The 22,811-nt window shown below is 72.5% G+C and carries 23 protein-coding genes; 9 read left to right on the top strand and 14 right to left on the bottom strand.

Annotation, left to right across the window (positions count from 1 at the left end):
• The first annotated feature begins 125 nt into the window (after positions 1-125).
• On the top strand, positions 126-2,147 hold the full coding sequence (locus tag ACZ7HQ_RS16600) for an NPCBM/NEW2 domain-containing protein (RefSeq protein WP_470989929.1): 2,022 nt from the start codon (positions 126-128) through the stop codon (positions 2,145-2,147).
• Positions 2,148-2,350: 203 nt separating this feature from the next.
• Here ACZ7HQ_RS16600 and ACZ7HQ_RS16595 read toward each other — a convergent pair whose 3' ends face one another.
• Entirely contained in the window at positions 2,351-3,301 is a 951-nt protein-coding gene (locus tag ACZ7HQ_RS16595) for an ROK family protein (RefSeq protein ID WP_470989926.1), read from the bottom strand.
• Between the two features lie 218 nt (positions 3,302-3,519).
• Here ACZ7HQ_RS16595 and ACZ7HQ_RS16590 point away from each other — a divergent pair, with 218 nt between their 5' ends.
• Together ACZ7HQ_RS16590 and ACZ7HQ_RS16585 are read left to right on the top strand one after the other, a co-directional pair.
• Positions 3,520-4,569 carry a LacI family DNA-binding transcriptional regulator gene (locus tag ACZ7HQ_RS16590; protein WP_470989923.1) on the top strand — a complete coding sequence of 350 codons (1,050 nt, stop codon included), beginning with the start codon at positions 3,520-3,522 and terminating at the stop codon, positions 4,567-4,569.
• 7 nt (positions 4,570-4,576) lie between these two features.
• The gene (locus tag ACZ7HQ_RS16585) at positions 4,577-5,338 is read left to right on the top strand and encodes a hypothetical protein (protein WP_470989920.1); all 762 of its coding nucleotides are present in this window, start codon (positions 4,577-4,579) and stop codon (positions 5,336-5,338) included.
• Between the two features lie 113 nt (positions 5,339-5,451).
• Here ACZ7HQ_RS16585 and ACZ7HQ_RS16580 read toward each other — a convergent pair whose 3' ends face one another.
• The 6 genes from ACZ7HQ_RS16580 to ACZ7HQ_RS16555 all read right to left on the bottom strand — a co-directional run bounded on the left by ACZ7HQ_RS16580 (position 5,452) and on the right by ACZ7HQ_RS16555 (position 10,085).
• Positions 5,452-6,750, bottom strand: a complete 1,299-nt coding sequence (locus ACZ7HQ_RS16580; RefSeq protein WP_470989917.1) for a DUF6986 family protein — start codon at positions 6,748-6,750, stop codon at positions 5,452-5,454.
• Positions 6,751-6,932: 182 nt separating this feature from the next.
• A complete protein-coding gene (locus ACZ7HQ_RS16575) occupies positions 6,933-7,895 on the bottom strand; it encodes an electron transfer flavoprotein subunit alpha/FixB family protein (RefSeq protein WP_470989914.1) in 963 nt (320 codons plus the stop codon).
• Between the two features lie 54 nt (positions 7,896-7,949).
• Positions 7,950-8,735, bottom strand: a complete 786-nt coding sequence (locus tag ACZ7HQ_RS16570; RefSeq protein WP_470989912.1) for an electron transfer flavoprotein subunit beta/FixA family protein — start codon at positions 8,733-8,735, stop codon at positions 7,950-7,952.
• 218 nt (positions 8,736-8,953) lie between these two features.
• A complete protein-coding gene (locus ACZ7HQ_RS16565) occupies positions 8,954-9,463 on the bottom strand; it encodes a flavin reductase family protein (protein WP_470989909.1) in 510 nt (169 codons plus the stop codon).
• A gap of 44 nt (positions 9,464-9,507) precedes the next feature.
• Positions 9,508-9,588: a putative leader peptide gene (locus ACZ7HQ_RS16560; protein ID WP_470990687.1), complete on the bottom strand. Its 81-nt coding sequence runs from the start codon at positions 9,586-9,588 to the stop codon at positions 9,508-9,510.
• 83 nt (positions 9,589-9,671) lie between these two features.
• Positions 9,672-10,085 carry a TlpA family protein disulfide reductase gene (locus tag ACZ7HQ_RS16555; RefSeq protein WP_470990685.1) on the bottom strand — a complete coding sequence of 138 codons (414 nt, stop codon included), beginning with the start codon at positions 10,083-10,085 and terminating at the stop codon, positions 9,672-9,674.
• 75 nt (positions 10,086-10,160) lie between these two features.
• Between ACZ7HQ_RS16555 and ACZ7HQ_RS16550 the strand changes: the two genes are divergently transcribed.
• The 3 genes from ACZ7HQ_RS16550 to ACZ7HQ_RS16540 all read left to right on the top strand — a co-directional run bounded on the left by ACZ7HQ_RS16550 (position 10,161) and on the right by ACZ7HQ_RS16540 (position 12,639).
• Complete coding sequence (locus tag ACZ7HQ_RS16550) at positions 10,161-10,589, top strand: DUF4395 domain-containing protein (RefSeq protein ID WP_470989907.1); 429 nt, start codon at positions 10,161-10,163, stop codon at positions 10,587-10,589.
• Between the two features lie 187 nt (positions 10,590-10,776).
• Positions 10,777-11,505: a lysophospholipid acyltransferase family protein gene (locus ACZ7HQ_RS16545; RefSeq protein WP_470989905.1), complete on the top strand. Its 729-nt coding sequence runs from the start codon at positions 10,777-10,779 to the stop codon at positions 11,503-11,505.
• A 210-nt stretch (positions 11,506-11,715) separates the two neighbouring features.
• A complete protein-coding gene (locus ACZ7HQ_RS16540; protein ID WP_470989902.1) occupies positions 11,716-12,639 on the top strand; it encodes a hypothetical protein in 924 nt (307 codons plus the stop codon).
• A gap of 48 nt (positions 12,640-12,687) precedes the next feature.
• Here ACZ7HQ_RS16540 and ACZ7HQ_RS16535 read toward each other — a convergent pair whose 3' ends face one another.
• From ACZ7HQ_RS16535 to ACZ7HQ_RS16520, 4 genes are all read right to left on the bottom strand, one after another.
• Positions 12,688-13,623 carry a hypothetical protein gene (locus ACZ7HQ_RS16535; protein WP_470989900.1) on the bottom strand — a complete coding sequence of 312 codons (936 nt, stop codon included), beginning with the start codon at positions 13,621-13,623 and terminating at the stop codon, positions 12,688-12,690.
• A gap of 336 nt (positions 13,624-13,959) precedes the next feature.
• Positions 13,960-15,180, bottom strand: coding sequence for a beta-ketoacyl-[acyl-carrier-protein] synthase family protein (locus ACZ7HQ_RS16530; RefSeq protein ID WP_470989897.1), 1,221 nt, complete (start codon positions 15,178-15,180; stop codon positions 13,960-13,962).
• Positions 15,177-15,431: an acyl carrier protein gene (locus tag ACZ7HQ_RS16525; RefSeq protein ID WP_470989894.1), complete on the bottom strand. Its 255-nt coding sequence runs from the start codon at positions 15,429-15,431 to the stop codon at positions 15,177-15,179. The genes ACZ7HQ_RS16530 and ACZ7HQ_RS16525 overlap by 4 nt, the downstream gene beginning before the upstream one ends.
• A 44-nt stretch (positions 15,432-15,475) precedes the next feature.
• Positions 15,476-16,501, bottom strand: a complete 1,026-nt coding sequence (locus ACZ7HQ_RS16520; protein ID WP_470989891.1) for a 3-oxoacyl-ACP synthase III family protein — start codon at positions 16,499-16,501, stop codon at positions 15,476-15,478.
• 227 nt (positions 16,502-16,728) lie between these two features.
• Between ACZ7HQ_RS16520 and ACZ7HQ_RS16515 the strand changes: the two genes are divergently transcribed.
• From ACZ7HQ_RS16515 to ACZ7HQ_RS16505, 3 genes are read left to right on the top strand one after another with little or no spacing between them, the layout of a single operon-like run.
• Entirely contained in the window at positions 16,729-17,658 is a 930-nt protein-coding gene (locus ACZ7HQ_RS16515; RefSeq protein ID WP_470989888.1) for an alpha/beta fold hydrolase, read from the top strand.
• A 3-nt stretch (positions 17,659-17,661) separates the two neighbouring features.
• Positions 17,662-19,356 (top strand): AMP-binding protein, encoded by a 1,695-nt coding sequence (locus ACZ7HQ_RS16510; RefSeq protein ID WP_470989885.1) that lies wholly within the window; start codon positions 17,662-17,664, stop codon positions 19,354-19,356.
• A complete protein-coding gene (locus tag ACZ7HQ_RS16505) occupies positions 19,353-20,342 on the top strand; it encodes an NAD-dependent epimerase/dehydratase family protein (RefSeq protein ID WP_470989882.1) in 990 nt (329 codons plus the stop codon). Before ACZ7HQ_RS16510 ends, ACZ7HQ_RS16505 begins: the two co-directional genes overlap by 4 nt.
• Here the strand turns inward: ACZ7HQ_RS16505 and ACZ7HQ_RS16500 are convergent.
• From ACZ7HQ_RS16500 to ACZ7HQ_RS16490, 3 genes are all read right to left on the bottom strand, one after another.
• Entirely contained in the window at positions 20,309-20,902 is a 594-nt protein-coding gene (locus tag ACZ7HQ_RS16500; protein ID WP_470989880.1) for a transglutaminase-like domain-containing protein, read from the bottom strand. The genes ACZ7HQ_RS16505 and ACZ7HQ_RS16500 overlap by 34 nt on opposite strands.
• A 78-nt stretch (positions 20,903-20,980) precedes the next feature.
• Complete coding sequence (locus tag ACZ7HQ_RS16495; RefSeq protein ID WP_470989877.1) at positions 20,981-22,051, bottom strand: threonine aldolase family protein; 1,071 nt, start codon at positions 22,049-22,051, stop codon at positions 20,981-20,983.
• Positions 22,048-22,803, bottom strand: a complete 756-nt coding sequence (locus ACZ7HQ_RS16490) for an SDR family NAD(P)-dependent oxidoreductase (RefSeq protein WP_470989875.1) — start codon at positions 22,801-22,803, stop codon at positions 22,048-22,050. The genes ACZ7HQ_RS16495 and ACZ7HQ_RS16490 overlap by 4 nt, the downstream gene beginning before the upstream one ends.
• Positions 22,804-22,811: the final 8 nt, after the last annotated feature.

Here is a 22,811-nt window from a genome sequence, read left to right as displayed (position 1 = left end):
TCAGGACACAGCTCTTCCAACAGAGTCCGACACGTTCTACCGTAAACGCGCACCGATGGCACGTACATGTCGCCTTGCTGCCGCATGCCGTCATCCCCCTTTCGCGAGTCGGAGGAACGTCAACGATGCGTCACCCTCACACCCGCACAACCCGCCGGAGAGTGGCGGGAGCACTCACCGCAGGCCTGCTGTGCGCGGCGGGCATCGCCACCCCCGCCGTGGCGGCCCCCGCCCGGGACCGAGCCGCCCCCGCCCTGGCCGACGGTCTCGCCCTCACCCCGCCGATGGGCTTCAACAACTGGAACTCCACGCACTGCGGCGCCGACTTCAACGAGACCATGGTGAAGGGCATAGCCGACCTGTTCGTGGCGAAGGGCCTGAAGGACGCCGGCTACCAGTACGTCAACCTGGACGACTGCTGGGCGCTGCCGCAGCGCGACGCCGCGGGAAAGCTGGTGCCCGACCCGGCCCGCTTCCCGGGCGGCATCAAGGCCGTCGCCGACTACGTCCACTCCAAGGGGCTCAAGCTCGGCATCTACACCAGCGCCGGCACCAAGACCTGCAACAGCGCGGGCTTCCCGGGCGCGCTCGGCCACGAGTACAGCGACGCCCAGCAGTTCGCCGACTGGGGCGTGGACTACCTGAAGTACGACAACTGCAACAACCAGGGTGTGGACGCCAAGCGGCGCTACACGACCATGCGGGACGCGCTCAGGGCGACCGGCCGGCCCATCGTCTACAGCATCTGCGAATGGGGCGAGAACAAGCCCTGGGAGTGGGCCTCCGGCGTCGGCCACCTGTGGCGGACCACCGGTGACATCAGCGACAGCTGGTCCTCGATGGTCTCGAACCTGAAGCAGAACCTCCCGCTCGCGCCGTACGCCGGACCCGGTCACTGGAACGACCCCGACATGCTGGAGGTCGGCAACGGCGGCATGTCGGACACCGAGTACCGCTCGCACTTCTCCCTCTGGTCGGTCATGGCCGCCCCGCTGCTCATCGGCACCGACCTGCGCAAGGCCTCCCCGGCGACCTTCGACATCCTGGACAACAAGGAGGTCATCGCCGTCGACCAGGACCCGCTCGGCAAGCAGGGCACGGTCGTCTCCTCCGCCGGCGGACGCTGGGTCATCGCCAAGGAGATGAAGGACGGCAGCCGCGCGGTGGCCCTGTTCAACGAGTCGGGCACCGCCCAGCGGATCGCCACCACCGCGGCCGCCGTCGGCCTGCCCGGCGCCCCCGCCTACACCCTGCGGAACCTGTGGCAGCACCGCGGCTACAACACCGCCGGCACCATCGCGGCCACCGTGCCCGCCCACGGCACGGTCCTGCTGCGCGTTTCGGCCGACCCGCACTGGGCCGCGCATCCGCCCGCCGCAGAACTCGGCCTGGACGGCAGCCCGTTGCTGGAGGCCGCCACCCCGGCCACCCTCACCAGCACGGTCACCGATCTCGGCCGTACCTCCGCGCAGCGTGTGTCCGTGTCCCTGACCGGCCCCGACGGGTGGACCGTGAGGCCGACGTCAGCGACCACGTCCAGCGCCCTCGCCACCGGCCAGGCGCTGCGCACCGCATGGACGGTCACCGCCCCGCCCGGGACGCGGACCGGGCCCTACGACCTCACACTGCGGGCGAGCTACCGGTCACCGGCCGGAGAGGCCGTCACCAGCACGCTCCCGCTGACCGCGTCCGTCGTGGTACGTCCGCCCGCCGGGACGTCGTACCTCAGCGACCTGACCTGGCTGTCGGCGACGAGCGGCTGGGGACCGGTGGAACGGGACACCAGCAACGGGGAGAGTGACGCCGGCGACGGCCATCCGATCACCGTCGGCGGCACCGTCTTCGCCAAGGGCCTCGGCGCCCACGCGCCGAGTGACATCTCCTTCTACACCGGCAAGGCCTGCGAGAAGGTCACCGCGGACGTCGGCGTCGACGACGAGAAAGGCACCAGGGGCACCGTCACCTTCGAGATCTGGGCCGACGGCACGAAGGTCGCCTCGACAGGCGTCCTGACCAACGCGATGCCCGCCCAGCCGATCACCGCGGACGTCACCGGCGCCCAGGTGGTCCACCTGGTCGTGACCGACGCGGGGGACGGCAACGACTCCGACCACGCGGACTGGGCGGATGCCAGGCTGAGCTGCTGACGGCGGCCCACCCTCCGAGGGGTGCTGCCGTGCGGCTCCCCGCGCCTCTGGGGAGCCGCGGCGCCGCCAGCCCTCGACACACCCCTGGAGAGCTGCGGCGCCGTCAGCCCAATGCACCCCTGGGAGCTGCGGCGCCGTCAGTCCTCAACGCGCCGCAGCCCGCGGGCAGCCTCGCCTCCTCCGGCGCCGCGCCCGGCCCCGGGTCAGACCGACGCCGTCGCATCCGGTCGGCGCGCCAGCGCTGCAGCCGCCGCGCCGACCAGCCCCGCGTCCGTGCCCATCTGCGCGGGCACGACCGTCAGCCGCTGGACGAAGGACAGGGTCGCGTAGTCGGTGAGTGCCTTGCGCAGGGGTGCGAAGAGGATGTCGCCCGCCTTGCCGACCCCCCCGCCGATCACCGCGATGTCGATCTCGACCAGGGTCGCGGTGGCCGCGATGCCGGCGGCCAGCGCCTGCGCCGCCCGCTCGAAGGAGGCCACGGCGACCGTGTCGCCGCGGCGGGCCGCGGCAGCCACCGCGGCGGCCGAGGTGTCGCCGTCCGGACCGGGGCGCCAGCCCTGCTCCAGGGCGCGACGGGCGATGTTGGGCCCGCTGGCGATCCGCTCGACGCAGCCGCGCGAACCGCACGGGCAGGGGTCCCCGTCGAGGTCGACGCTGATGTGTCCGATGTGCCCGGCGTTCCCGGTGGGCCCGGGATGCAGCTTCCCGCCCAGCACCAGGCCGCCGCCGACCCCGGTCGACACCACCATGCACAGCGCGTTGTCATGGCCGCGGGCGGCGCCCTGCCAGTGCTCGGCGGCCGTGATCGCCACGCCGTCGCCGATCAGCTCGACCGGGAGACCGCCGGTGGCCGCGCGCACCCGCTCGACCAGCGGGAAGTCGCGCCAGCCCGGCACGTTCACCGGACTGACGGTGCCCGCCGAGGCGTCCACCGGGCCGGCGCTGCCGATGCCGACGGCGTGCGCGCTCCCCCACAGCGGCGAACCGGCGAGGTCGGCGAGTACCGCCTCGACCTCCCGCATGACCGTTTCGCCGTTCTGCTGGGCGGGTGTGGCGCGCTGGGCCCGGGCCAGGATCCGTCCGTGGCCGTCCACGAGACCGCCGGCGATCTTGGTACCGCCGATGTCCAGGGCGGCCACGAGGTCGGTGTGCATCAGAGTCAGACTCCCCGTTGAAGCTCGCGAACCAAGGAAAAGCAGGCCGGTCAAGCGGTGGGGGCGCAGGCCGGAGACAGCGGTGGACAGTGTCTCTCGCAGCTGACAACGTTGTCCAGGCTCTATGCTCGACGCCACATCCTCATACAAACCGAGGATCGACGCACCATCCCGTTGACACGTCAGACAAGTCGTACGACAGGACAGGACACCGCACCGTGCCCGAGACCACCCGCCGCGCAGACACCCCTCACGGCAGCCGTTACGGCAACCGCCCGACGATGAAGGACGTGGCGGCGCGGGCCGGGGTCGGGCTGAAGACGGTCTCCCGGGTGGTCAACGGCGAGCCCGGTGTCACCCCGGACACCGAGCGCCGGGTCCAGGAGGCGATCGAGGCGCTGGGCTTCCGCCGCAACGACAGCGCCAGGGTGCTGCGCAAGGGCCGCACGGCGAGCATCGGCCTGGTCCTGGAGGACCTCGCCGACCCCTTCTACGGCCCGCTCAGCCGCGCCGTCGAGGAGGTGGCCCGGGCACACGGCGCCCTGCTGATCAACGGCTCCAGCGCCGAGGACCCGGAGCGCGAGCAGGAGCTGGCGCTGGCCCTGTGCGCACGGCGGGTGGACGGTCTGGTGGTGATCCCGGCCGGTGACGACCACCGCTACCTCGAGCCGGAGATCAGGGCGGGCGTGGCGACCGTGTTCGTGGACCGTCCGGCGGGACGGATCGAGGCCGACGTGGTCCTGTCCGACAACTACGGCGGTGCCCGGGACGGCGTCGCCCACCTCATCGCACACGGCCACCGCCGGATCGGTTTCATCGGGGACATGCCCCGCATCCACACCGCCGCCGAGCGGCTGCGCGGCTACCGGGCGGCCATGGAGGACGCGGGGATACCGGTCGAGGACGCCTGGATGTCCCTCGGGCAGACGAACCCGGAGCGGGTGCGCCGGGCGGCCGAGGAGATGCTCTCCGGGCCCGAGCCGGTCACCGCGATCTTCGCGGGCAACAACCGGGTGACGGTCACCGTGATCCGGGTCCTGGCCGAGCACGCCCGCCGAGTCGCCCTCGTCGGCTTCGACGACATCGAGCTGGCCGATCTGCTGCAGCCGGGCGTCACGGTCGTCGCCCAGGACGCGGCCGCCCTGGGCCGTACCGCCGCCGAGCGCCTCTTCCGCCAGCTGGACGGCGCGCTCGTGGCGCCGGAGCGCATCGAGCTGCCCACCCGGCTGATCACGCGCGGCTCGGGCGAGCTGCCGCCGGCCGACTGAGCCGCCCGTGACCGGACGCACCCTGGAGGAACTCGGTCTCGCCGGCGCTCCCCGCGACCAGCCGCTGACCTATCCCGGCGCCTGGCCGGCCGACTCCGGCCTGCTGCACGGCGACCGGATGCTCCCGCTGGAGCGCCTGGTGTACGACGACCGGGTGCCGGTGCTCGCCGTCGGCTCCAACGCCTGCCCCGGCCAACTGCGGCACAAGCTCGCGGAGTTCGGGCTCGACACTGCGCTGCCCATGGTGCGCACCCGGGTGACCGGCGTGGACGTGGGAGTCTCCGCGCACGTCAGCCGGTTGGGCTATGTCTCGGCATCCCCGTTCAAGTGCCCTGGTTCCTTACGTGAGTTGTTCGTCCTGTGGCTGGATCCGCGCCAGCTGGAGGTGATCGACGCCAGCGAGGGCGTCCCGCTGCCCGACGGCAACTTCCGGCGGGCCTGGCTGCCCGCCCCTGACGTGCGGATCGAGCTGCCGGACGGCTCCGTGCTCGCGGGGGCGTACTCCTACGTCAACCGGCACGGGGTGCTCCACAACGGCTCCGCCGCGCCGCGCCGCCACCCCGGTGACCAGCGTGCCCTGATCACCGAACTCCTCGTGGCATCGGCTCCGTTGCGGGAACTGTTCGGGGTCACGCCCGAGGAGTTCTGCACCCGGGCACGCCGGGACGCGGTGCTGTGCGCGCGGGGCACGCGGCTGTTCGCGGAGCAGAAGTGGGTGACGGAGTCGGGTCTGGAGCCGTACACCGACGGCCGGCGGGCCGGTCCCTGACGTGGCCCGGGCCGGCTTGCCCCGTGGAGCCGGCCGTGGCGAACGGTGCCGTTCGGCGTCCCCTCCCCCGTCGCCCCGATGCCACCGTGGCCGTGGCCCGCCGCCGGTGGGCGCTACTTCGCAAAGGCCGTCAGGTCACCGCGCCGGGGCGCCGCGAAGCCCTCCAGGTCGGCGCGGGTCAGGCCGGTGAGGCGGGCGACCTCGGCGATGTCGAGGGCGCCGCAGTCCAGGCCGCGCAGCAGATAGCCGCTGAGCGCCTTGGCGGTCGCGGGCTCGTCCATGACGTCGCCGCCCGCGCGGTTGGCGTAGCGGGCGAGGCGGCCCGCAGCCTGCTCGAAGCCCTCGCGGTAGAAGGCGAAGACCGCGGCGTAGCGGGTGGGGATGTGGCCGGGGTGCATGTCCCAGCCCTGGTAGTAGGCGCGGGCGAGGGCGCGCCGGGTGAGGCCGTAGTGGAGGCGCCAGGCGTCGTGGACCTTCTCCGTCGGGCCGACGGGGAGGACGTTGGTCGAACCGTCGGAGACCCGGACGCCGGTGCCCGCGGCGGCCACCTGCATGATCGCCTTCGCGTGGTCGGCGGCCGGGTGGTCGCTGGCCTGGTAGGCGGCGGAGACGCCGAGGCAGGCGCTGTAGTCGAAGGTGCCGTAATGCAGCCCGGTGGCGCGGCCCTCGGCGGCCTGGATCATCCGGGCGACGGTGGCGGTGCCGTCGGTGGCGAGGATGGACTGGCTGGTCTCGATCTGGATCTCGAAGCCGAGCCGGCCGGCGTCCAGGCCGTGCACCTTCTCGAAGGCCTCCACGAGGCGGACGAACGCCGATACCTGCTCGGGGTAGGTCACCTTGGGCAGGGTCAGCACCAGGCCCTCGGGCAGGCCGCCCGACTCGATCAGGCCGGTGAGGAAGACGTCGAGGGTGCGGATGCCCCGGTCGCGTACCGCCGCCTCCATGCACTTCATGCGGATGCCCATGTACGGCGCCGCCGTGCCGTTCTCGTACGCCTGGGCGATCAGACGGGCCGCACGGGCCGCCGCCTCGTCCTCCTCGGCGTCGGGGCGGGGGCCGTAGCCGTCCTCGAAGTCGACACGCAGGTCCTCGATGGGTTCGCGCTCCAGTTTGGCGCGGACGCGGGAGTAGACCGGCTCGGCCAGTTCGCCGGACAGGCCGAGGACCGCGGCGAAGGAGGCGGCGTCCGGGGCGTGCTCGTCGAGCGCGGCGAGAGCCTGGTCGCCCCAGGAGCGGATGGTGTCGGCGGCGAAGGCGTCACCGGGGACGTAGACGGTGTGGACGGGCTGCCGGGTGCCGGGGTCCCCGGGGTAGCGGCGCTCCAGCTCCGCGTCGACCGGCGCGAGGGAGGCGCTGATCTCCTCGCTGACGGCGCCCGCGAGGCTCGTCGCCACCTTCTCCTGCTGACCCATCCCACACCCTCCTATTTTCCGCTGTACGGAATCAACAATCCGTAGAATGAAGTTATCCGGGTGGTTCTCGCTGGTCAACACCCCGTCCGCACGGTGGTCGGGACCCGGCGGGTCGCCACCAGGATGCACCGAGGCCCCGGTGACCGCTTCGGTCACCGGGGCCTTGTGGAGCGGGGAGGGGCTCAGCCCTTGCGGGCCTTGATCTCCTCGGTCAGCTGCGGGACGACGTCGAAGAGGTCGCCGACCACGCCGTAGTCGACCAGCTCGAAGATCGGGGCCTCGGCGTCCTTGTTGACGGCCACGATGGTCTTGGAGGTCTGCATGCCGGCGCGGTGCTGGATGGCGCCGGAGATGCCGTTGGCGATGTACAGCTGCGGCGAGACCGACTTGCCGGTCTGGCCGACCTGGTTGGTGTGCGGGTACCAGCCGGCGTCGACGGCGGCACGCGAGGCACCGACGGCCGCACCGAGCGAGTCGGCCAGCGCCTCGATGATCGAGAAGTTCTCGGCGCCGTTGACGCCACGGCCGCCGGAGACCACGATCGCGGCCTCGGTCAGCTCGGGGCGGCCCGTCGACTCGCGCGGCGTACGGCCGGTGACCTTCGTGCCGGTGGCCTTGTCCGAGAAGGAGACGGACAGGGACTCGACGGCGCCCGCGGCCGGGGCGGCCTCCACGGCGGCCGAGTTCGGCTTGACCGTGATGACCGGGGTGCCCTTGATGACGCGGGACCTGGTGGTGAAGGACGCGGCGAACACCGACTGGGTGGCCACCGGGCCCTCGTCGCCGGCCTCGAGGTCGACGGCGTCGGTGATGATGCCGGAGCCGATGCGCAGCGCCAGACGGGCGGCGATCTCCTTGCCCTCGGCGGAGGACGGGACCAGCACGGCGGCCGGGGAGACGGCCTCGTGGGCGGCCTGCAGGGCGTCCACCTTCGGCACGACCAGGTAGTCGGCGTACTCGGAGGCGTCGTGGGTGAGGACCTTCACCGCGCCGTGCTCGGCGAGCGTGGCGGCGGTGTCGGCGGCGCCGTTGCCGAGGGCGACGGCGACGGGCTCGCCGATGCGGCGGGCCAGGGTCAGCAGCTCGAGGGTCGGCTTGCGGACGGCACCGTCCACGTGGTCGACGTAGACGAGGACTTCAGCCATGGGATTGCTCTCCTGCGTAAAGAAGTTGAGGGGCGGTCAGCGACTCAGGGGGCCTTAGATGAACTTCTGGCCCGCGAGGAACTCAGCGAGCTGCTTGCCGCCCTCGCCCTCGTCCTTGACGATGGTGCCGGCCGTGCGGGCCGGGCGCTCGTTCGCGGCCTCGACCTTGGTGAACGCGCCGTCCAGGCCGACCTCCTCGGCCTCGATGTCCAGGTCGGACAGGTCCCAGGACTCCACCGGCTTCTTCTTGGCCGCCATGATGCCCTTGAAGGAGGGGTAGCGCGCCTCGCCCGACTGGTCGGTCACGGAGACGATCGCCGGCAGCTGCGCCTCCAGCTGCTCGGAGGCGGCGTCGCCGTCGCGGCGGCCCTTGACGGTGCCGTCCTCGACCGAGACCTCGGACAGCAGGGTGACCTGCGGGACGCCCAGGCGCTCGGCGACCAGGGCCGGGACGACGCCCATGGTGCCGTCGGTGGAGGCCATGCCGGAGATGACCAGGTCGTACCCGGCCTTCTCGATCGCCTTCGCGAGCACCAGGGAGGTGCCGATGGCGTCGGTGCCGTGCAGGTCGTCGTCCTCGACGTGGATGGCCTTGTCGGCACCCATGGAAAGGGCCTTGCGGAGCGCGTCCTTGGCGTCCTCGGGGCCGACCGTCAGGACGGTGACCTCGGCGTCGTCCGCGTTCTCCGCGATCTGCAGCGCCTGCTCGACCGCGTACTCGTCCAGCTCGGAGAGCAGACCGTCCACGTCGTCGCGGTCGACGGTCAGGTCATCGGCGAAGTGCCGGTCGCCAGTGGCGTCGGGCACGTACTTCACAGTGACAACGATCCTCAAGCTCACGCCGGCTCTCCTACTGCATCGTCATTTCCGGGCTGCCTCTTGGAGGCAGCATAGGCGCCTCAAGCGGCCGATCCCGGTCGGGGCGTCCGCGCGCTCCGTCCGAAATATTACTCGCCAGTACACCCAGTTCATGCCCGCTAAGCAAGCGCTTTGAACTGTGACCTTCGCAACGCAGCGTAACCGGAACTCGACGGCTTCGCAGGACGCCGGGTGCGTGATCAATCCCGCAGGCCGTTGAAGCGGCCCTGGTGGTAGAGGAGAGGGCGGCCGGCGCCCGTCGGGTCGCCCAGGACCACCTCGGCGAGCACGATCCGGTGATCACCGGCGGGAACACGGCCGACGACCCGGCAGACCAGCCAGGCCAGCACGCCGTGGAGCACCGGTACGCCTTCCGGGCCCTCGCGCCACGCGGTCGGCGCGCCGAAGCGGTCGGCACCGCTGCGGGCGAAGGTGGCGGCCAGTTCGCCCTGGTGCTCGCCGAGTATGTGGACGCCTATGTACTCCGTCTCGGCGATCGCGGGCCAGCTGGAGGCACCCGTGCCGATGCCGAAGGAGACGAGCGGGGGCTCGGCGGAGACGGAGGTGAGGGAGGTGGCGGTGAAGCCGACCGGGCCGGACTCCCCCCGCGCGGTGATCACCGCCACACCGGCGGCGTGCCGGCGGAAGGTGGAGCGCAACAGGTCGGGAGAGGCGAGCTGAACGGTGTCGAGGTCGGGCGAGGCCGTCATGGAGTTGTCCTTCTGCTGGAGGTCGCGAGCTGGGCCGTCGGTGCTCAACAGGCCGGACAGGTGGCGCTCGCGGTGCGGACGAGGTCGACGTGGACCCGCCCGTGGAGAAGGAGTTCGCTCGGCATACCGTCAGGCTGACGATCGATGGTGCGCACAGTCAAGCACGGTCCGGGTTCCGGAAGCAGCCGCGCCCCCGCCTGAGGCCCCCTCACACCGCCTCCCCCAGGGCCGCGATGACATCGGCCTTGCGCGGCTGGCCGGTGGCGCGCCGCACCACGCGGCCGTCGGCGTCCAGGACCAGGACGGTGGGCGTCTTCAGGACCTCCAGTTCGCGTACGAGATCCAGACGGGCCTCGGCGTCGATCTCGACGTGGGCCACCCCGGGGACCATCTCCGCGACCTCGCCGAGGATGCGCCGGGTGGCCCGGCAGGGCGCGCAGAAGGCGCTGGAGAACTGGACCAGTGTGGCCCGCTCACCGAGGTCGCCGCCCAGTTCGGCCGCTCCCAGCCGCTTGTCCCCGTCCCGCCCGCGCACCCGTACTCTCCCGCTCCGCCGCTTGTGCAGCACTCCGAAGGCGCTCGCCAGGGCGAGCACCGCCACGCACACCATCAGTCCGGTCATCATCTGCACAAGCATTCACAAGACTGCAAGAATTCCCGCCTCCCGCGGGAGTTTCCGTTGCGGAATGCTTGATTCATGGACATCGACGTGAGGGGGCCGCGCTTCGGGGCGGCCGTGACGACGGCCGTTCTGGCCGTGGCCGTGAGCCTGCAGAGCACCTGGGTCCTGGGCTGGCAGACGCTCGTGTTCGCGCTCGGCGCCGCGGCGGGCGTGCAGCGGTCGCCGTACGGCTGGGCGTTCCGCACGGCCGTACGGCCGCGGCTCGGACCGCCGAAGGAGTTCGAGGCGCCGGAGCCGCCGCGGTTCGCGCAGGCGGTGGGCCTGGTCTTCGCAGGACTCGGGCTGGTCGGGTTCACCGTGGGACCGCAGTGGCTGGGGCTGGCCGCGACGGGGGCGGCGCTCGCCGCGGCGTTCCTGAACGCGGCGTTCGGGTACTGCCTGGGGTGCGAGATGTTCCTGCTTCTGAAGAGGGCCACCGTGCGGACGGAGAGTAACGCGGGGTAAAGGGGACCTGAAGATCCGAGGTGGGATGTAGGCCGACGTGACGAGGATCTCGCCGCCCCGGGGCACCAGGGCTGGCTACCGGTCCGTTCTTCGGGCACGATCTGCGAGACGCCGTAAACCTACGGCTGCGTAACTTTCCCGCCGGGATCCCCTTTCCCGAGCAGAGCAGAAAGGGCCCACCCCGCCCATGGCAGAGCTGGTCTACCGTCCCGTCATCGGTTTCGCCAAGACGTTGTTCAAGGTCTGGGATCTGAAGATCGACTGCCAGGGGTCGGAGAACATCCCACGCTCGGGCGGCGCCGTGCTGGTGAGCAATCACATCAGCTATCTGGACTTCGTCTTCAACGGCCTGGCGGCCCTGCCGCAGAAGCGGCTGGTGCGCTTCATGGCGAAGGAGGCCGTGTTCCGCCACAAGGTCTCCGGGCCGCTGATGCGCGGTATGAAGCACATCCCGGTGGACCGCAAGCAGGGCGAGGCGGCCTACGCGCACGCGCTGGACTCGCTGCGTTCCGGCGAGGTCGTCGGGGTCTTCCCGGAGGCCACCATCTCGCAGTCGTTCACGCTGAAGAGCTTCAAGTCCGGCGCGGCCCGCCTCGCCCAGGACGCCGGTGTCCCGCTGATCCCGATGGCGGTGTGGGGCACCCAGCGGCTGTGGACGAAGGGCCAGCCCCGCAACTTCAAGCGCGACCACCTCCCCGTCACCATCCGCGTCGGCGAGGCGGTCGAGGCACCCCGCGACCAGTACGCCGGTGCCATCACCCGTCGGCTGCGCGAGGCCGTGCAGGAGCTGCTGGAGGCCGCCCAGCGCGCCTACCCGGGCCGCCCCAGGGGCTCCGAGGACTCCTGGTGGCTGCCCGCCCACCTGGGAGGTACGGCACCGACGGCGGAGCAGCTGCGGACGGCCGAGGCGCGCTAGCCTTCGGCGCTTCGGCCACGTGGAGCCGGCCGCGCAGTTCCCCGCGCCCCCAGGATAGGGTTCGCGGTCGTGACGGGAGGGTCTGAGGGCTCTCGTGTGCCGACGGCTGTACGGGGGCTCGACGATGCGTCGCTGGTGGAAGGTGGCATGGGCGGCTGCGGCCGTGCTGGCCCTGGCCGGCTGGATCGGCGCGCCGTACGTGAGGGACTGGTGGCTGGTGTTCGCACCGCCTGCGACGGCGCACTGCCCTCCGGACCGGTGCACGAACTCGCCGCCGGCGGCGGCCACTTCACCCACGCCCGCTCAGCGGCGCACCCCCGGCTCGGTGACTACGGCTGCAGTCTGGACTTCGAGGGCCACGGCGACTCCGCGCTGGTGGTGCGGATGACTGCCTACACCGGGCGGGACGACCAGGACGCCGAGTTCCTCGACGCCTTCCCGCAGCAGGGCTTCTCGCGCGTGTATCCCATGCCGCAGAACCTGCCCGGATTCGTCGACAAGTCCGGTGACCTGCGGTTCCTGCTGCGCTGCCCGGCCCTCGGCAAGGACGTGGCGGGCAGACCGCGCAGGATGCTGGTGAGCGCGGGCCTCGGCCACTCCACCGCGCGCACGAGCCACGCCGTCTACGAGACGGTCGTCCCGCTCGTCAACTCCGCCTCACGGCACCTGGGCTGCGGCGCGAGGCCGCTGCCGGTGCCGAAGGGCGACGCGGCCCCGCCGGACGGCGGCAAGGGGCGGCACGCGGTCCCGGTCACCGAGGCCGGCGGCACGGGCTGCGGCTGGGTGGCCCGCGCGCACATCCCCGGGGGCGCCGCAAGGCAGGTCGAGTCGCTGGTGAACGACACGGCTCCGGTGGGTCGTTGCGACCTGGACAGGAACGGGTCGCGGGACCCGAAGTACCTGAACTTCGCCGCCTGGTACGGCGACTGGAGCAATCGCGTGGTCTCGTCGGACGGGGTGCGCAGCGCCCTGACGGCGACCGCACGCTGTGCCGGCGAGGCGGCCAACTTCGCGGTCAGCGCGTCGGAGCAGATCCCGGGCGTCGGTACGGCGGAGAAGCTCAGGCTGCTGAAGGCGTTCGCCGAGGACCAGGCCGAGCGGCGCGGCTGCACGGGGCTGCGCCTGATCGGCTGACGTCCGCCGCGCGTTCCGTACGGGCAGCCCCCCGCCCGCACGGCACGGTCACAGTGCCCCGTACCGGAACGCCTTCAGGTACGCGTCGTCGAGGAGCTGGCGGACCGCCGACGCCCGCGCGGCCGGTACCTTGCGGTCCTTCGCCCAGGCGTCCACGGTCAGGAACAGCTGCCGGCGCCCGTCCATGAGATCACCCCGCACGGGCCCGCTCACCGCCCGCCCGGCGACACTGCCCATCGGCGGCCGGCTGGTCACCTGCTCCCGGGCCGCCCGGTAGGCGCCCCGGGTGTGCCGGCGTACGGACGCGTCGAAGGAGTCGAGATCGTCGATGCCGCCGTCGCGGGCGCCGTCCGCCCTGGCGTACATGAGGGTGCCGATGCGGCTCGCGATGTCCTCGAGATCGTTGTCGGGGCCCGTCGTGGGCGGCGTGTTCCTCTCTCCCGGCTCCTTCTCGGGTCGGTAATCCGGGTCCGTGCCCCGGGCGGTGAGCCGCTCCAGGTAGTGGGCGAGGTAGGCCCGTTCGGCGTCGTAGAGGATGGCGAACGCCTCCGGGTCGCTGGCCAGTTCCTCGAACAGCCGTGCCGGATCGGCCGTCAGCGTGCCGGTCTGGTCGAAGCCGAAGTCCGGATGGGCTTCGCCGGGCGCGAGGAACCGGCCGAAGGGGGACCGGCCGGCCTGGTCGGGCGCGGCCTGCGCACCGGAGGCCGCCGGGGTACTGGCATCGGGCGAGTCGAGGACGAAGGCAGTGGTGTCGACGACGTACTCGGCGAGCACACGGGCCAGGCCCGGCTCGGCGCCTGGCGGCACGTCGGCCTCGTGGTAGACCGCGCTGATCGCGTAGACGACGCGGGCCTGGGCCGTGCTGTGCGGCTTCCCGCGGCCGGCACCGGTGGCGGTCGTCATCACCTCGCCGAGCGCCCGGCCGCCGTCGCCGCACAGCGTGCCGGACGGCAGGAGCGCGCGCACGGCGTCGTAGCGGGACATGTCGTCACCGGGATCGAGAGCGCGGGTGGCAGACGCCGGAGACTTCGCCAACTCACGTGTGCCAGAGGGAAGTTTCTGGCATGAACCGCTCCCCGCACCGACCGCGAGCGGCACCGCGACGGCACCGGCGACGAGGGCCAGCGCCACCCCGGAGGCAGACCCCCGGTGCCTGCGCGCCCAGGCGAACCGCCCATCGGAGCCATCACCCGTGTGCCCTGCCGCTCGTGCGCCGACGGCATCGGTCCCCCGGGGGGTGATGTCGCCGTCTCCTGCTCCCCCGTTGCTCATGGCCGGGAGATTAGCGAGTGCGACCGAGACGGCGTCAGGTGGGGGTGCTCAGGGAGTGGTGAAGGCGAGGACGACATTGTGGCCGCCGAAGCCGAAGGAGTGGCTGACCGCGGTGCGCAGGTCCTGGTGGCGGGGCTGTTTGGTGACGCAGTCGATGTCGAACCCCGGCGCGGGCGCCTGGAGGTTCGCGACGGGCGGGACGCGGCGGTGCTGGAGGGTGAGGACCGTCAGCGCCGCCTCGATCGCCCCGGACGCGCCGAGGGTGTGCCCGAGCACCCCCTTGGCCGCGGTGACGCTCGGGCGGTGCGGCAGTACGCGCGCGATCAGCGCGGCCTCCGCGGCGTCGTTGAGCGGAGTGGAGGTGCCGTGCGCATTGACGTGATCCACGTCGTGAGGGGCCAGGCCGGCCTCGGCGAGCGCCGTGCGCAGGGCGGCCTCGGCACCGTGGGCGTCCTCGGGCAGGGCCGTCGGGTGGTGGGCGTCGGACGTGCTGCCGCAGCCCGCGAGCAGGGCGCGGGGGCGCACACCGCGGGCGGTGGCGTCGGCGGCGCGTTCCAGGACGAGGATCCCGGCGCCCTCCGCCATGACGAAGCCGTCCCGGTCGGCGGCGAACGGGCGGGAGGCGGCAGCCCGGTCGGCACGTACGGAGAGTGCGCCCATGCGCCAGAAGCCGACGGCGCACATACGGCTGACCGCCGCTTCCACGCCTCCCGCGACCGCGATGTCGCACAGGCCGGCGGCGAGCAGATCCCGGGCCGTGGCGACGGCACTGGCGCCGGAGGCGCAGGCGGTGGCCGGGCTGAGCCCGGGGCCGCGCGCCTGGAGGTCGATGGAGACCTCGCCCGTGGCCAGGTTCGGGATGATCATCGGGATGGCGAGGGGTGACGTCAGGTCGGCTCCCCGGTGTTCGAGGCGCTCGTACTGTTCCTCGAACTTCTCCAGCCCGCCCATCCCGCAGCCGACGACCGTGGCGACCCTGGCCCCGTCCCAGGTGGCGGGGTCGAGCCCGGCGTCGCGGACGGCCTCCCGGGCGGCCAGCACGGCGAGCTTGGCGAAGCGGCCCATGCGCCAGGCCTTGCGGCCGATCCGCCGGTCCAGATCCCCCGCCGCGAGGGGGACACGGCAGGAGAAGTCCACGGGCAGCCCGGCGAGCAGGGGGTCCGGGGCGGCGGTGGCCTGCCCCGCGCACACTCCGCTCCACGTGTCGTCGACCCCGATCCCGGCAGGTGTGACCAGTCCCAGACCGGTGACGGCGATCGCGGACGTCATGGGGCCGTCACCACTCGGGAGGTGCGCAGCGTGTCGACGTACTCGGTGACCTGGGCGAGTGTGGTGGTCCGGGTGGCGTGCTCGCTGTTGATCCTGACGCCGAGTCGCTCATCCAGGATCAGCGCGAACTCGGCCAGTGCGAGCGAGTCCAGTTCGAGCTGCTCCAGGGTGACATCGGGGCCGAGTTCGGTCTCCGGAACGAGGAAGCTCCTGGTCAGTACGGAGCGGATGGTGTCGTACGTGTCGGTCATGGCCTTTTCCTCAGGGGCGCGATCGTCGGGACTGCGGAGGTGTCTCAGGGCCTCCACTCCAGGAGGACCAGCCCGCCGGAGGCACCGCTGGCCATCCCGAACAGGGCGACGAGGTCTCCCGGGCGCAACCGGCCCCGCCCCGCGGCCTCCACGAGTTGCAGGGGCAGGCCGGCGGTGGCGGTGTTGCCGTAGGCCGGAAAGACGGGTACGGCCCTGTCCTCGGGCACGCCGAGGGTGTCGAGGATGGTGCGGGTGAAGGCGACGGACGCCTGGTGCACGCACACGAGATCCAGGTCTCCCGTCTTGCGGCCGGCCGCGTGGAGGAGGTCGAAGGCGGCGGCTTCCAGGCCCGGGAAGGCGGCCGCGAGGGCCGCCGAGTCGAACCGGACCGCGAGAGTGCCGGCTGCGGGAGCGTCGGCTGCCTGCGTGAAGTACGGATTGGCGACGGTCGCGGCCGGCCAGCTCGACGAGTTGGCGCAGAACGTGGCGGCGAGGATCCCGGGCCGGTCGCTCGCCTCCACGAGCAGGGCGGCTCCGAGGTCGCCCAGCGTCAACGCGGGCAGCATCAGCGCCAGTTCGCGGCGGTCGCGGACCGGCAGGGCGGACAGCCTGCTGCCGCGCTCCCCGGTGGTCACGAGGACGCGTGCGTAACGGCCCGCCCGGATCAGGGCGTCGGCGATCTCCAGCGCGTTCAGGACGCCGTTGCAGGCGTTCTGCACGTCGAAGACCGGTGCGGTGACGCCGAGTTTGTGCGCCACGACATGGGCGGTGGCCGGCTCCTCGACGTCCTCGCTCGCGGAAGCGAAGATCAGCAGGTCGACGGCGTCGGGGGCCACGCCGGCCTGCTGCAGGGCGCGACGGCCGGCCGCGGCGGCCAGGTCGGATGGCCAGGTGCCGGGCGGGGCGACCCGGCGCTCCTCGAAGCCGTACATCTGCCGCAGGATTCCGGGCACGAGCCGTACGCCGGGGTTACGGGAGCGGACCTCGTCCTCGATCTCGGTGCCGGTCTGCCGGTCGGCGGGCACATGGACGGCGACCCGACGGATCGTGCTGTAGCGGGGCTTGGTCATGGAAGTCGTGTCGTCTCCGCGGCAGGCCGCAGTCGTCGTCGGGTGCCGCCCGTCGGAGGTTCGGGCCGGGGGCACGAGGCGGCCCGGGTCAGTGAAGTGAGAGGGGGCGGCGCACCGCAAACGGAGGCCGGTCCGTATGCACCCGTTGGAGTGATCACGGTCCAGGGCTTCACACGGGGGAGTTACGCGGGGCACGGGAAGGCCCTTCCGGCCCCGACAATGCTCCGATGCCGCCGACCGAAGCCCACCTCCTCGCCTCTGGCTACGACTTCGCCCCGCACTGGTTCGAGCACGGTGGTGTGCGTCAGCACTACCTGGACGAGGGGACGGGCGCGCCGCTGCTGATGCTGCACGGCAACCCCAGTTGGAGCTACATGTGGCGGGATCTGGTGCGGGCCCTGCGCCCGGACCACCGCTGCATCGTCCCCGACCACATCGGCATGGGCCTGTCCGACCGCCCCGGCGAGTCCGCCTACCCCTACACCGCCTCCCGCCGCCTGGCGGACCTGGAGCGACTGGTGGAGCATCTGGTCGCCGAACGTGGTCTGCCGGACCGGGGCTGGACCCTGGTCGGGCACGACTGGGGCGGCGTCATCGGCATGGCCTGGGCGCGCCGCCGGCCCGCATGGCTGTCCCGCCTCGTCATGCTCAACTCCGCGGCGTTTCCGTTGCCGGCCGGTGCCCGGCTGCCGTGGTACCTCCACCTGATCCGGGACGGCGGACGCCTGCCGGCCTGGTTCGTGCACCGCACCAACGCGTTCGTCCTGGCCGCCTGCCGCCTCGGGGTGACATCGCCGCTGCCCGCACCCGTGCGCCGGGCCTATGCGGCTCCCTACCGCGGCAGGCACCGGCGGCTGGCGGTACTGCGTTTCGTCCAGGACATCCCGCTGAGCCCCGCCGATCCGGCGTGGCCGCTGATCGACGTGGGCCCTGCCGAAGCACCGGACATGGCCTCGCTGCCCATGCTGGTGTGCTGGGGCGGCCGTGACCCGGTCTTCGGCCACCACTTCCTCGCCGAGTGGATGCGCCGCTTCCCCGCCGCCGAGGTGATGTTGTTCGCCCGGGCCGGGCACTTCGTCCAGGAGGACGCCCGCGACGAAGTGATCGCGGGCGTACGGGACTTCCTCGCCCGGCACGCGGCGGAAGGGAGGGGCTGAGCCGTGTCCGTGGTCGCCGCCGGCATGACCGGTACGCAGGGCGGGCTGCTGCGCCGGCTGTCGCACTGGCGGCAGTCCCAGCCCGGCATGATCGCACTCGACACCTTCTCCGGCCGGCGCCGGGAACGGATCACCTACGCCGGCCTCCACACCCGATGCCTGCGCACCGTGGACGCGTTGGCGGCCGCGGGCGTCGGCCCGGGCACGCGTGCGGTGGTGATGACCCGCCGCCCGCTGGACCTGATCACGACGGTCTACGCGGTGTCCGCGCTGGGCGCCTGCGCGGTGCTGATCGACCCCGGTCTGCCCCGTGCGGCGCTGCGCCGGTGCCTGCGGGAGGCCGCCCCCCAGGTCTGTGTGGCGGAACCGCTGGCGCAGGTGGCCCGGGTGCTGGGTGACTGGGCGCCCACGGTGCGCACGGCGGTCTCCACCGGGTCCGGTCCCGGGCCCTGGCCGACGATCGCGGCACTCGCCCGCACGGCGCCCCGCACCGCGCCGGCCGCGACCGGCGACGACATGGCTCTGATCGCCTACACCTCGGGTTCCACGGGCACACCGAAGGGCGCGGTCTACACCGGCGAGCAGCTGGTGCGTCAGTGCGGTGCCACGGGCGGCGTGCTCGGGACGCGGCCGGGAACCGTGGCGCTGGTCGGCTTCCTGCCCTTCGCCCTGGGTGGCCCGGCGCTCGGCGTCACCGTCGTCGTTCCCCGGATGGACTTCCGCAGGCCCGCCCGCACCCGCCGTACCGACCTGCTGCGGGCGGCGGCGCAGACCGGTGCGGCCTGCGTGCTCGGCTCCCCGGCGCTGCTGGGCGTGCTCGCCGGGGACGGCCGCCGGGAACCGGCCCTGGCGACCGTGCGATCCGTCGCCGCCTTCGGTGCCCCGCTGGAGTACCGCCTGCTGGACCGCCTCGCCGCCACCCTGCCGGACCAGGCCGTGATCCGCAGCGTCTACGGCGCCACCGAGAGCCTGCCGGTGAGCGCGATCGACGGCCGGGACCTGCGGGCCACGCGGGCCGCCTCCGAACGGGGCGGCGGCCGGTGCGTGGGCCGGGCGGTGCCGGCCCTGTCCGTGCGCGTCATCCCGGCCGGCGCCGGACCGCTCGCCGACTGGTCCGAGGTCGAGCCGCTGCCCGCGCACACCGTCGGCGAGATCACGGTGCGCGGTCCTCTGGTCAGCCGCGGCTACTACGGCCGCCCGGACGCCGACGCCCGGGCGAAGATCCCCGACGGCCCGCACGTCTGGCACCGCACGGGCGATCTGGGCCGTACGGACGACGAGGGCAACCTCTGGTACTACGGGCGCAAGGCTCACGCCGTACCGAGCCCGGACGGCCCTGTGTACACCGAGTGCGTGGAGCCGGCGTGCAACGCGGTCGACGGAGTCCGGCGGACCGCGCTGGTCGACGCCGGCGGCGGCCAACGGCCCCTGCCCGCGCTGTGCGTGGAGACGGACGGACCGCGCTGCGGCGCCGAGCGGCGACGGATCGTCGGGGACCTGTGGCGTGCCCTCGCCGCGCTGGAACGCGGAAGCCAGGTGCGGGCGATCGTCTTCCATCCGCGTCTTCCGGTCGACATCCGGCACAACTCGAAGATCGACAGAGCCGTGCTCGGCGAGTGGGCGCGGCGCCGTCTGACGGCGGACAACGCGGCCACGAGGGTGGCGAAGGACGGTCCGGGCGCGGAGGACGGCGCATGAAGATCCTGGTCACGGGCGGCAGCGGGTTCCTCGGCGCCGAGATCTGCCGACGCCTCACGGCCCGCGGTCACCAGGTGCGTTCCCTGCAACGGGGCCACCGGGCGCTGCCACCGCCCGGGACCGAGGCCGTCCGGGGAGACATCCGCGACACGGAGGCGGTCGCGGCCGCCGTACGCGGGTGTGACGCCGTCGTCCACACGGCCGCGCTGGCCGACGCATGGGGGCCGCGCCGCGACTTCGCGTCCGTCAACATCGCGGGAACGGCAGCCGTGCTCGACGCCTGCCGACGCCACGGCGTGCCCCGGTTGGTCAACTGCTCCAGCGCGAGTGTGGTCTTCGCCGGCCGCGACCTGGAAGGCGCCGACGAGTCCGCCCCGTACCCCCGGCGGTTCCTCGCCCCGTATCCCTGGTCCAAGGCCCGGGCCGAGCAACTGGTCCTGGCCGCCGGCAGCGCCCGTCTGGCCACCGTGTCCCTGCGCCCCCACCTGATCTGGGGCGAGGGCGACCCCCACCTGCTGCCCGGCCTGCGCGCCGCGGTACGGCGGGGGACGCTCCTGCTGCCCGGAGGGGGCGGCAACCGCGTGGACACCGTCCACGTCGCCGACGCCGCCGAGGCGCATGTGCTCGCCGTGGAGCGACTGACCGCGGACTCCCCACTGGCGGGGGCGAGTTACTTCATCACTCAGGGCCGCCCCTGCACCCTCGCCGCCACCGTCCGGGGCCTGCTCGCGCACGGCGGCAGCCCGGTGGAGGTGCGCGGCGTCCCCGCCCCGGCCGCGCTCGCCGTCGCCGCACTCCTGGAAGCCGCGGCACAGGCCACGCGCAGACGACGCCGTCCCCTGCTGACGCGCTTCCTCGCGGCGGAACTGACCCGTGCGCATTGGTTCGACATCTCCGCGGCGCGCCGCGATCTCGGCTACGCCCCCGCCGAGCACTCCTGGCACGCGCCGCCTCACAACGAGTCGGGGAGCGTCTTCCACAGGTAGGGGCGGTCCGGAGCCGACGTCAGGGCCTCGAGGACGACCGGGTGCGGCGCGGCGTACAGGACCGGATAGTCGACCTCACCGGAGGCGGGGTCGGGGACCCAGGCCAGGCGTTCACCGTCCAGGGAGAACCGGGCGTCGACGCCGGGCTTGTTCCCGCGGGGGTCCTGCCGGTGCCAGGCGCCGTGGAAGCGGACGGCTACCAGACCGTGCAGGACGTGGCCGCTGCCGTCGTCGTGCGCCAGCCGTTGGTAGCACAGGGCGGCGGGGATGTCCTCGGCGCGCAGCAGAGCGACCAGGGCGTGGGCCTTGGCATGGCAGATGCCGGTACCCAGAGTCAGCACGTCGGAGGCGCGCCAGGTGACGCGCAGGTCGCCGGAGTCCTGGGAGTGCGGGATGGTGTCACGGACGAATTCGTAGGCGGCTCGTGCATAGGCATACGAGTCGGCCGCCCCTGCGGCCAGCCGTCCTGCCGTCTCCCGGACTACGGGCTGGTGATGGTCGATGACCTCGTCGGCGGCCAAGTAGGCGGACAGGTCGGCGGTGTTCTGGATCAGCTCCATGCCCGCAGAGCATAGAAATGCGATCACTCGATGGTCAATGACTTTTCGAGTGACCGCATATCTATGCGTTACTGTCGACTAGCGCGCCATCTCCTCCTTGAGCGCGGCCACGAAGGTGTCCACGTCCTCCTCCGTGGTGTCGAAGGCGCACATCCAGCGGACCACTCCGGCGGCCTCGTCCCAGAAGTAGAACCGGAACCGCTTCTGCAGCCGCTCGCTCACATCGTGCGGAAGCCGGGCGAAGACACCGTTCGCCTGCACCGGGTGGAGGAGCTCCACGCCGTGCACCGCACGCACGCCCTCGGCGAGCCGCTGGGCCATCTCGTTGGCGTGCCGGGCGTTGCGCAGCCACAGGTCCTTCGCCAGCAGCGCCTCCAGCTGGACCGACACGAAGCGCATCTTGGAGGCCAGCTGCATCGACATCTTCCGCAGGTGCTTCATCTGCCGCACCGCGTCCTGGTTGATGACCACGACCGCCTCGCCGAAGACGGCGCCGTTCTTCGTCCCGCCCAGCGAGAGGATGTCGACGCCGACCGCGTTGGTGAACGTCCGCATGGGCACGTTCAGCGAAGCGGCCGCGTTGGCTATCCGGGAGCCGTCCAGGTGCACCTTCATACCGCGGGCGTGGGCGTGCTCGCAGATCGCGCGGATCTCCTCGGGCGTGTAGAGCGTGCCCAGCTCCGTGCTCTGGGTGATCGACACCACCTGCGGCATGGCGCGGTGCTCGTCCTCCCAGCCCCAGGCCTGCCGGTCGATCAGCTCGGGCGTGAGCTTGCCGTCGGGCGTGGGGACGGTCAGCAGCTTCAGGCCGCCCATGCGCTCGGGAGCGCCGCCCTCGTCGACGTTGATGTGCGCGCTCTCGGCACAGATCACCGCACCCCAGCGGTCGGTGACCGCCTGGAGCGCAACCACGTTCGCGCCGGTGCCGTTGAAGACCGGGAAGGCCTCCGCGGTGGCCCCGAAGTGGCCGCGGATGATCCGCTGGAGGTTCTCGGTGTACTCGTCCTCGCCGTACGCCACCTGGTGGCCGCCGTTGGCCAGGGCCAGGGCGGCCAGCACCTCGGGGTGGGCTCCGGCGTAGTTGTCACTTGCGAAACCGCGGACCTGCGGGTCGTGGTGGCGACGCGCGTCGGTCTTGGGAGGGTTCACGGCTTCTCGGTCAGCCACAGACGGTTTCCGTTCACTTCGGCGGCGGACTTGCTCCAGACGCCCTCGATGGCCTCGGCGAGGTCCTTGACGTCCGTGAAACCCGCGAACTTCGCGTTGGGGCGTTCGGCGCGCATCGCGTCGTGCACCAGCGCCTTCACCACCAGGATCGTAGCTGCCGACGTCAGCTCCCCGGCGGCCTGCGCCTTGCGGAAGAAGTCGGCCATGGCCAGCGTCCACGCCTCAGCGGCCGCCTTCGCCGCGGAGTAGGCGGCGTTGCCGGCGGTGGGCTTCGAGGCGCCGGCCGCGCTGATCAGGACGTACCGGCCGCGCTCGCTGCGCTGCAGCGCCTCGTGGAAGGCGAGGGAGGTGTGCTGCACGGTCTTGACCAGCAGCAGCTCCAGGAAGTCCCAGTCGTCGAGGCTGGTCTTGGTGAAGGTCTCGCTGCCGCGCCAGCCGCCGACCAGGTGCACCAGGCCGTCGACCCGCCCGAAGTCCTTCTCGATGTGTGCGGCCCAGTCCCGGGTGGACTGCAGGTTCAGCAGGTCCACCGTGTCACCGGTGACGGATGCGCCACCGGAGGCGTACCGGGCCGCGTCCACGGCCTCCGACAGCCGCTGCGGGTCGTTGTCCGCGCCTACGACGGTCGCCCCGGCCTCGGCCAGGCGCAGCAGCGTGGCACGACCGGCGGGTCCGCCCGCGCCGGCCACCGCGATCACCGCACCGCTGAGCGGCCCGTTCGCCCCGTTCCCCATGGTCTTCC

The organism is Streptomyces sp. NPDC037290 (assembly GCF_055603245.1).
Note: the sequence above shows the minus strand (reverse complement) of the source record. Positions and strands in the feature narration are given on the sequence as shown.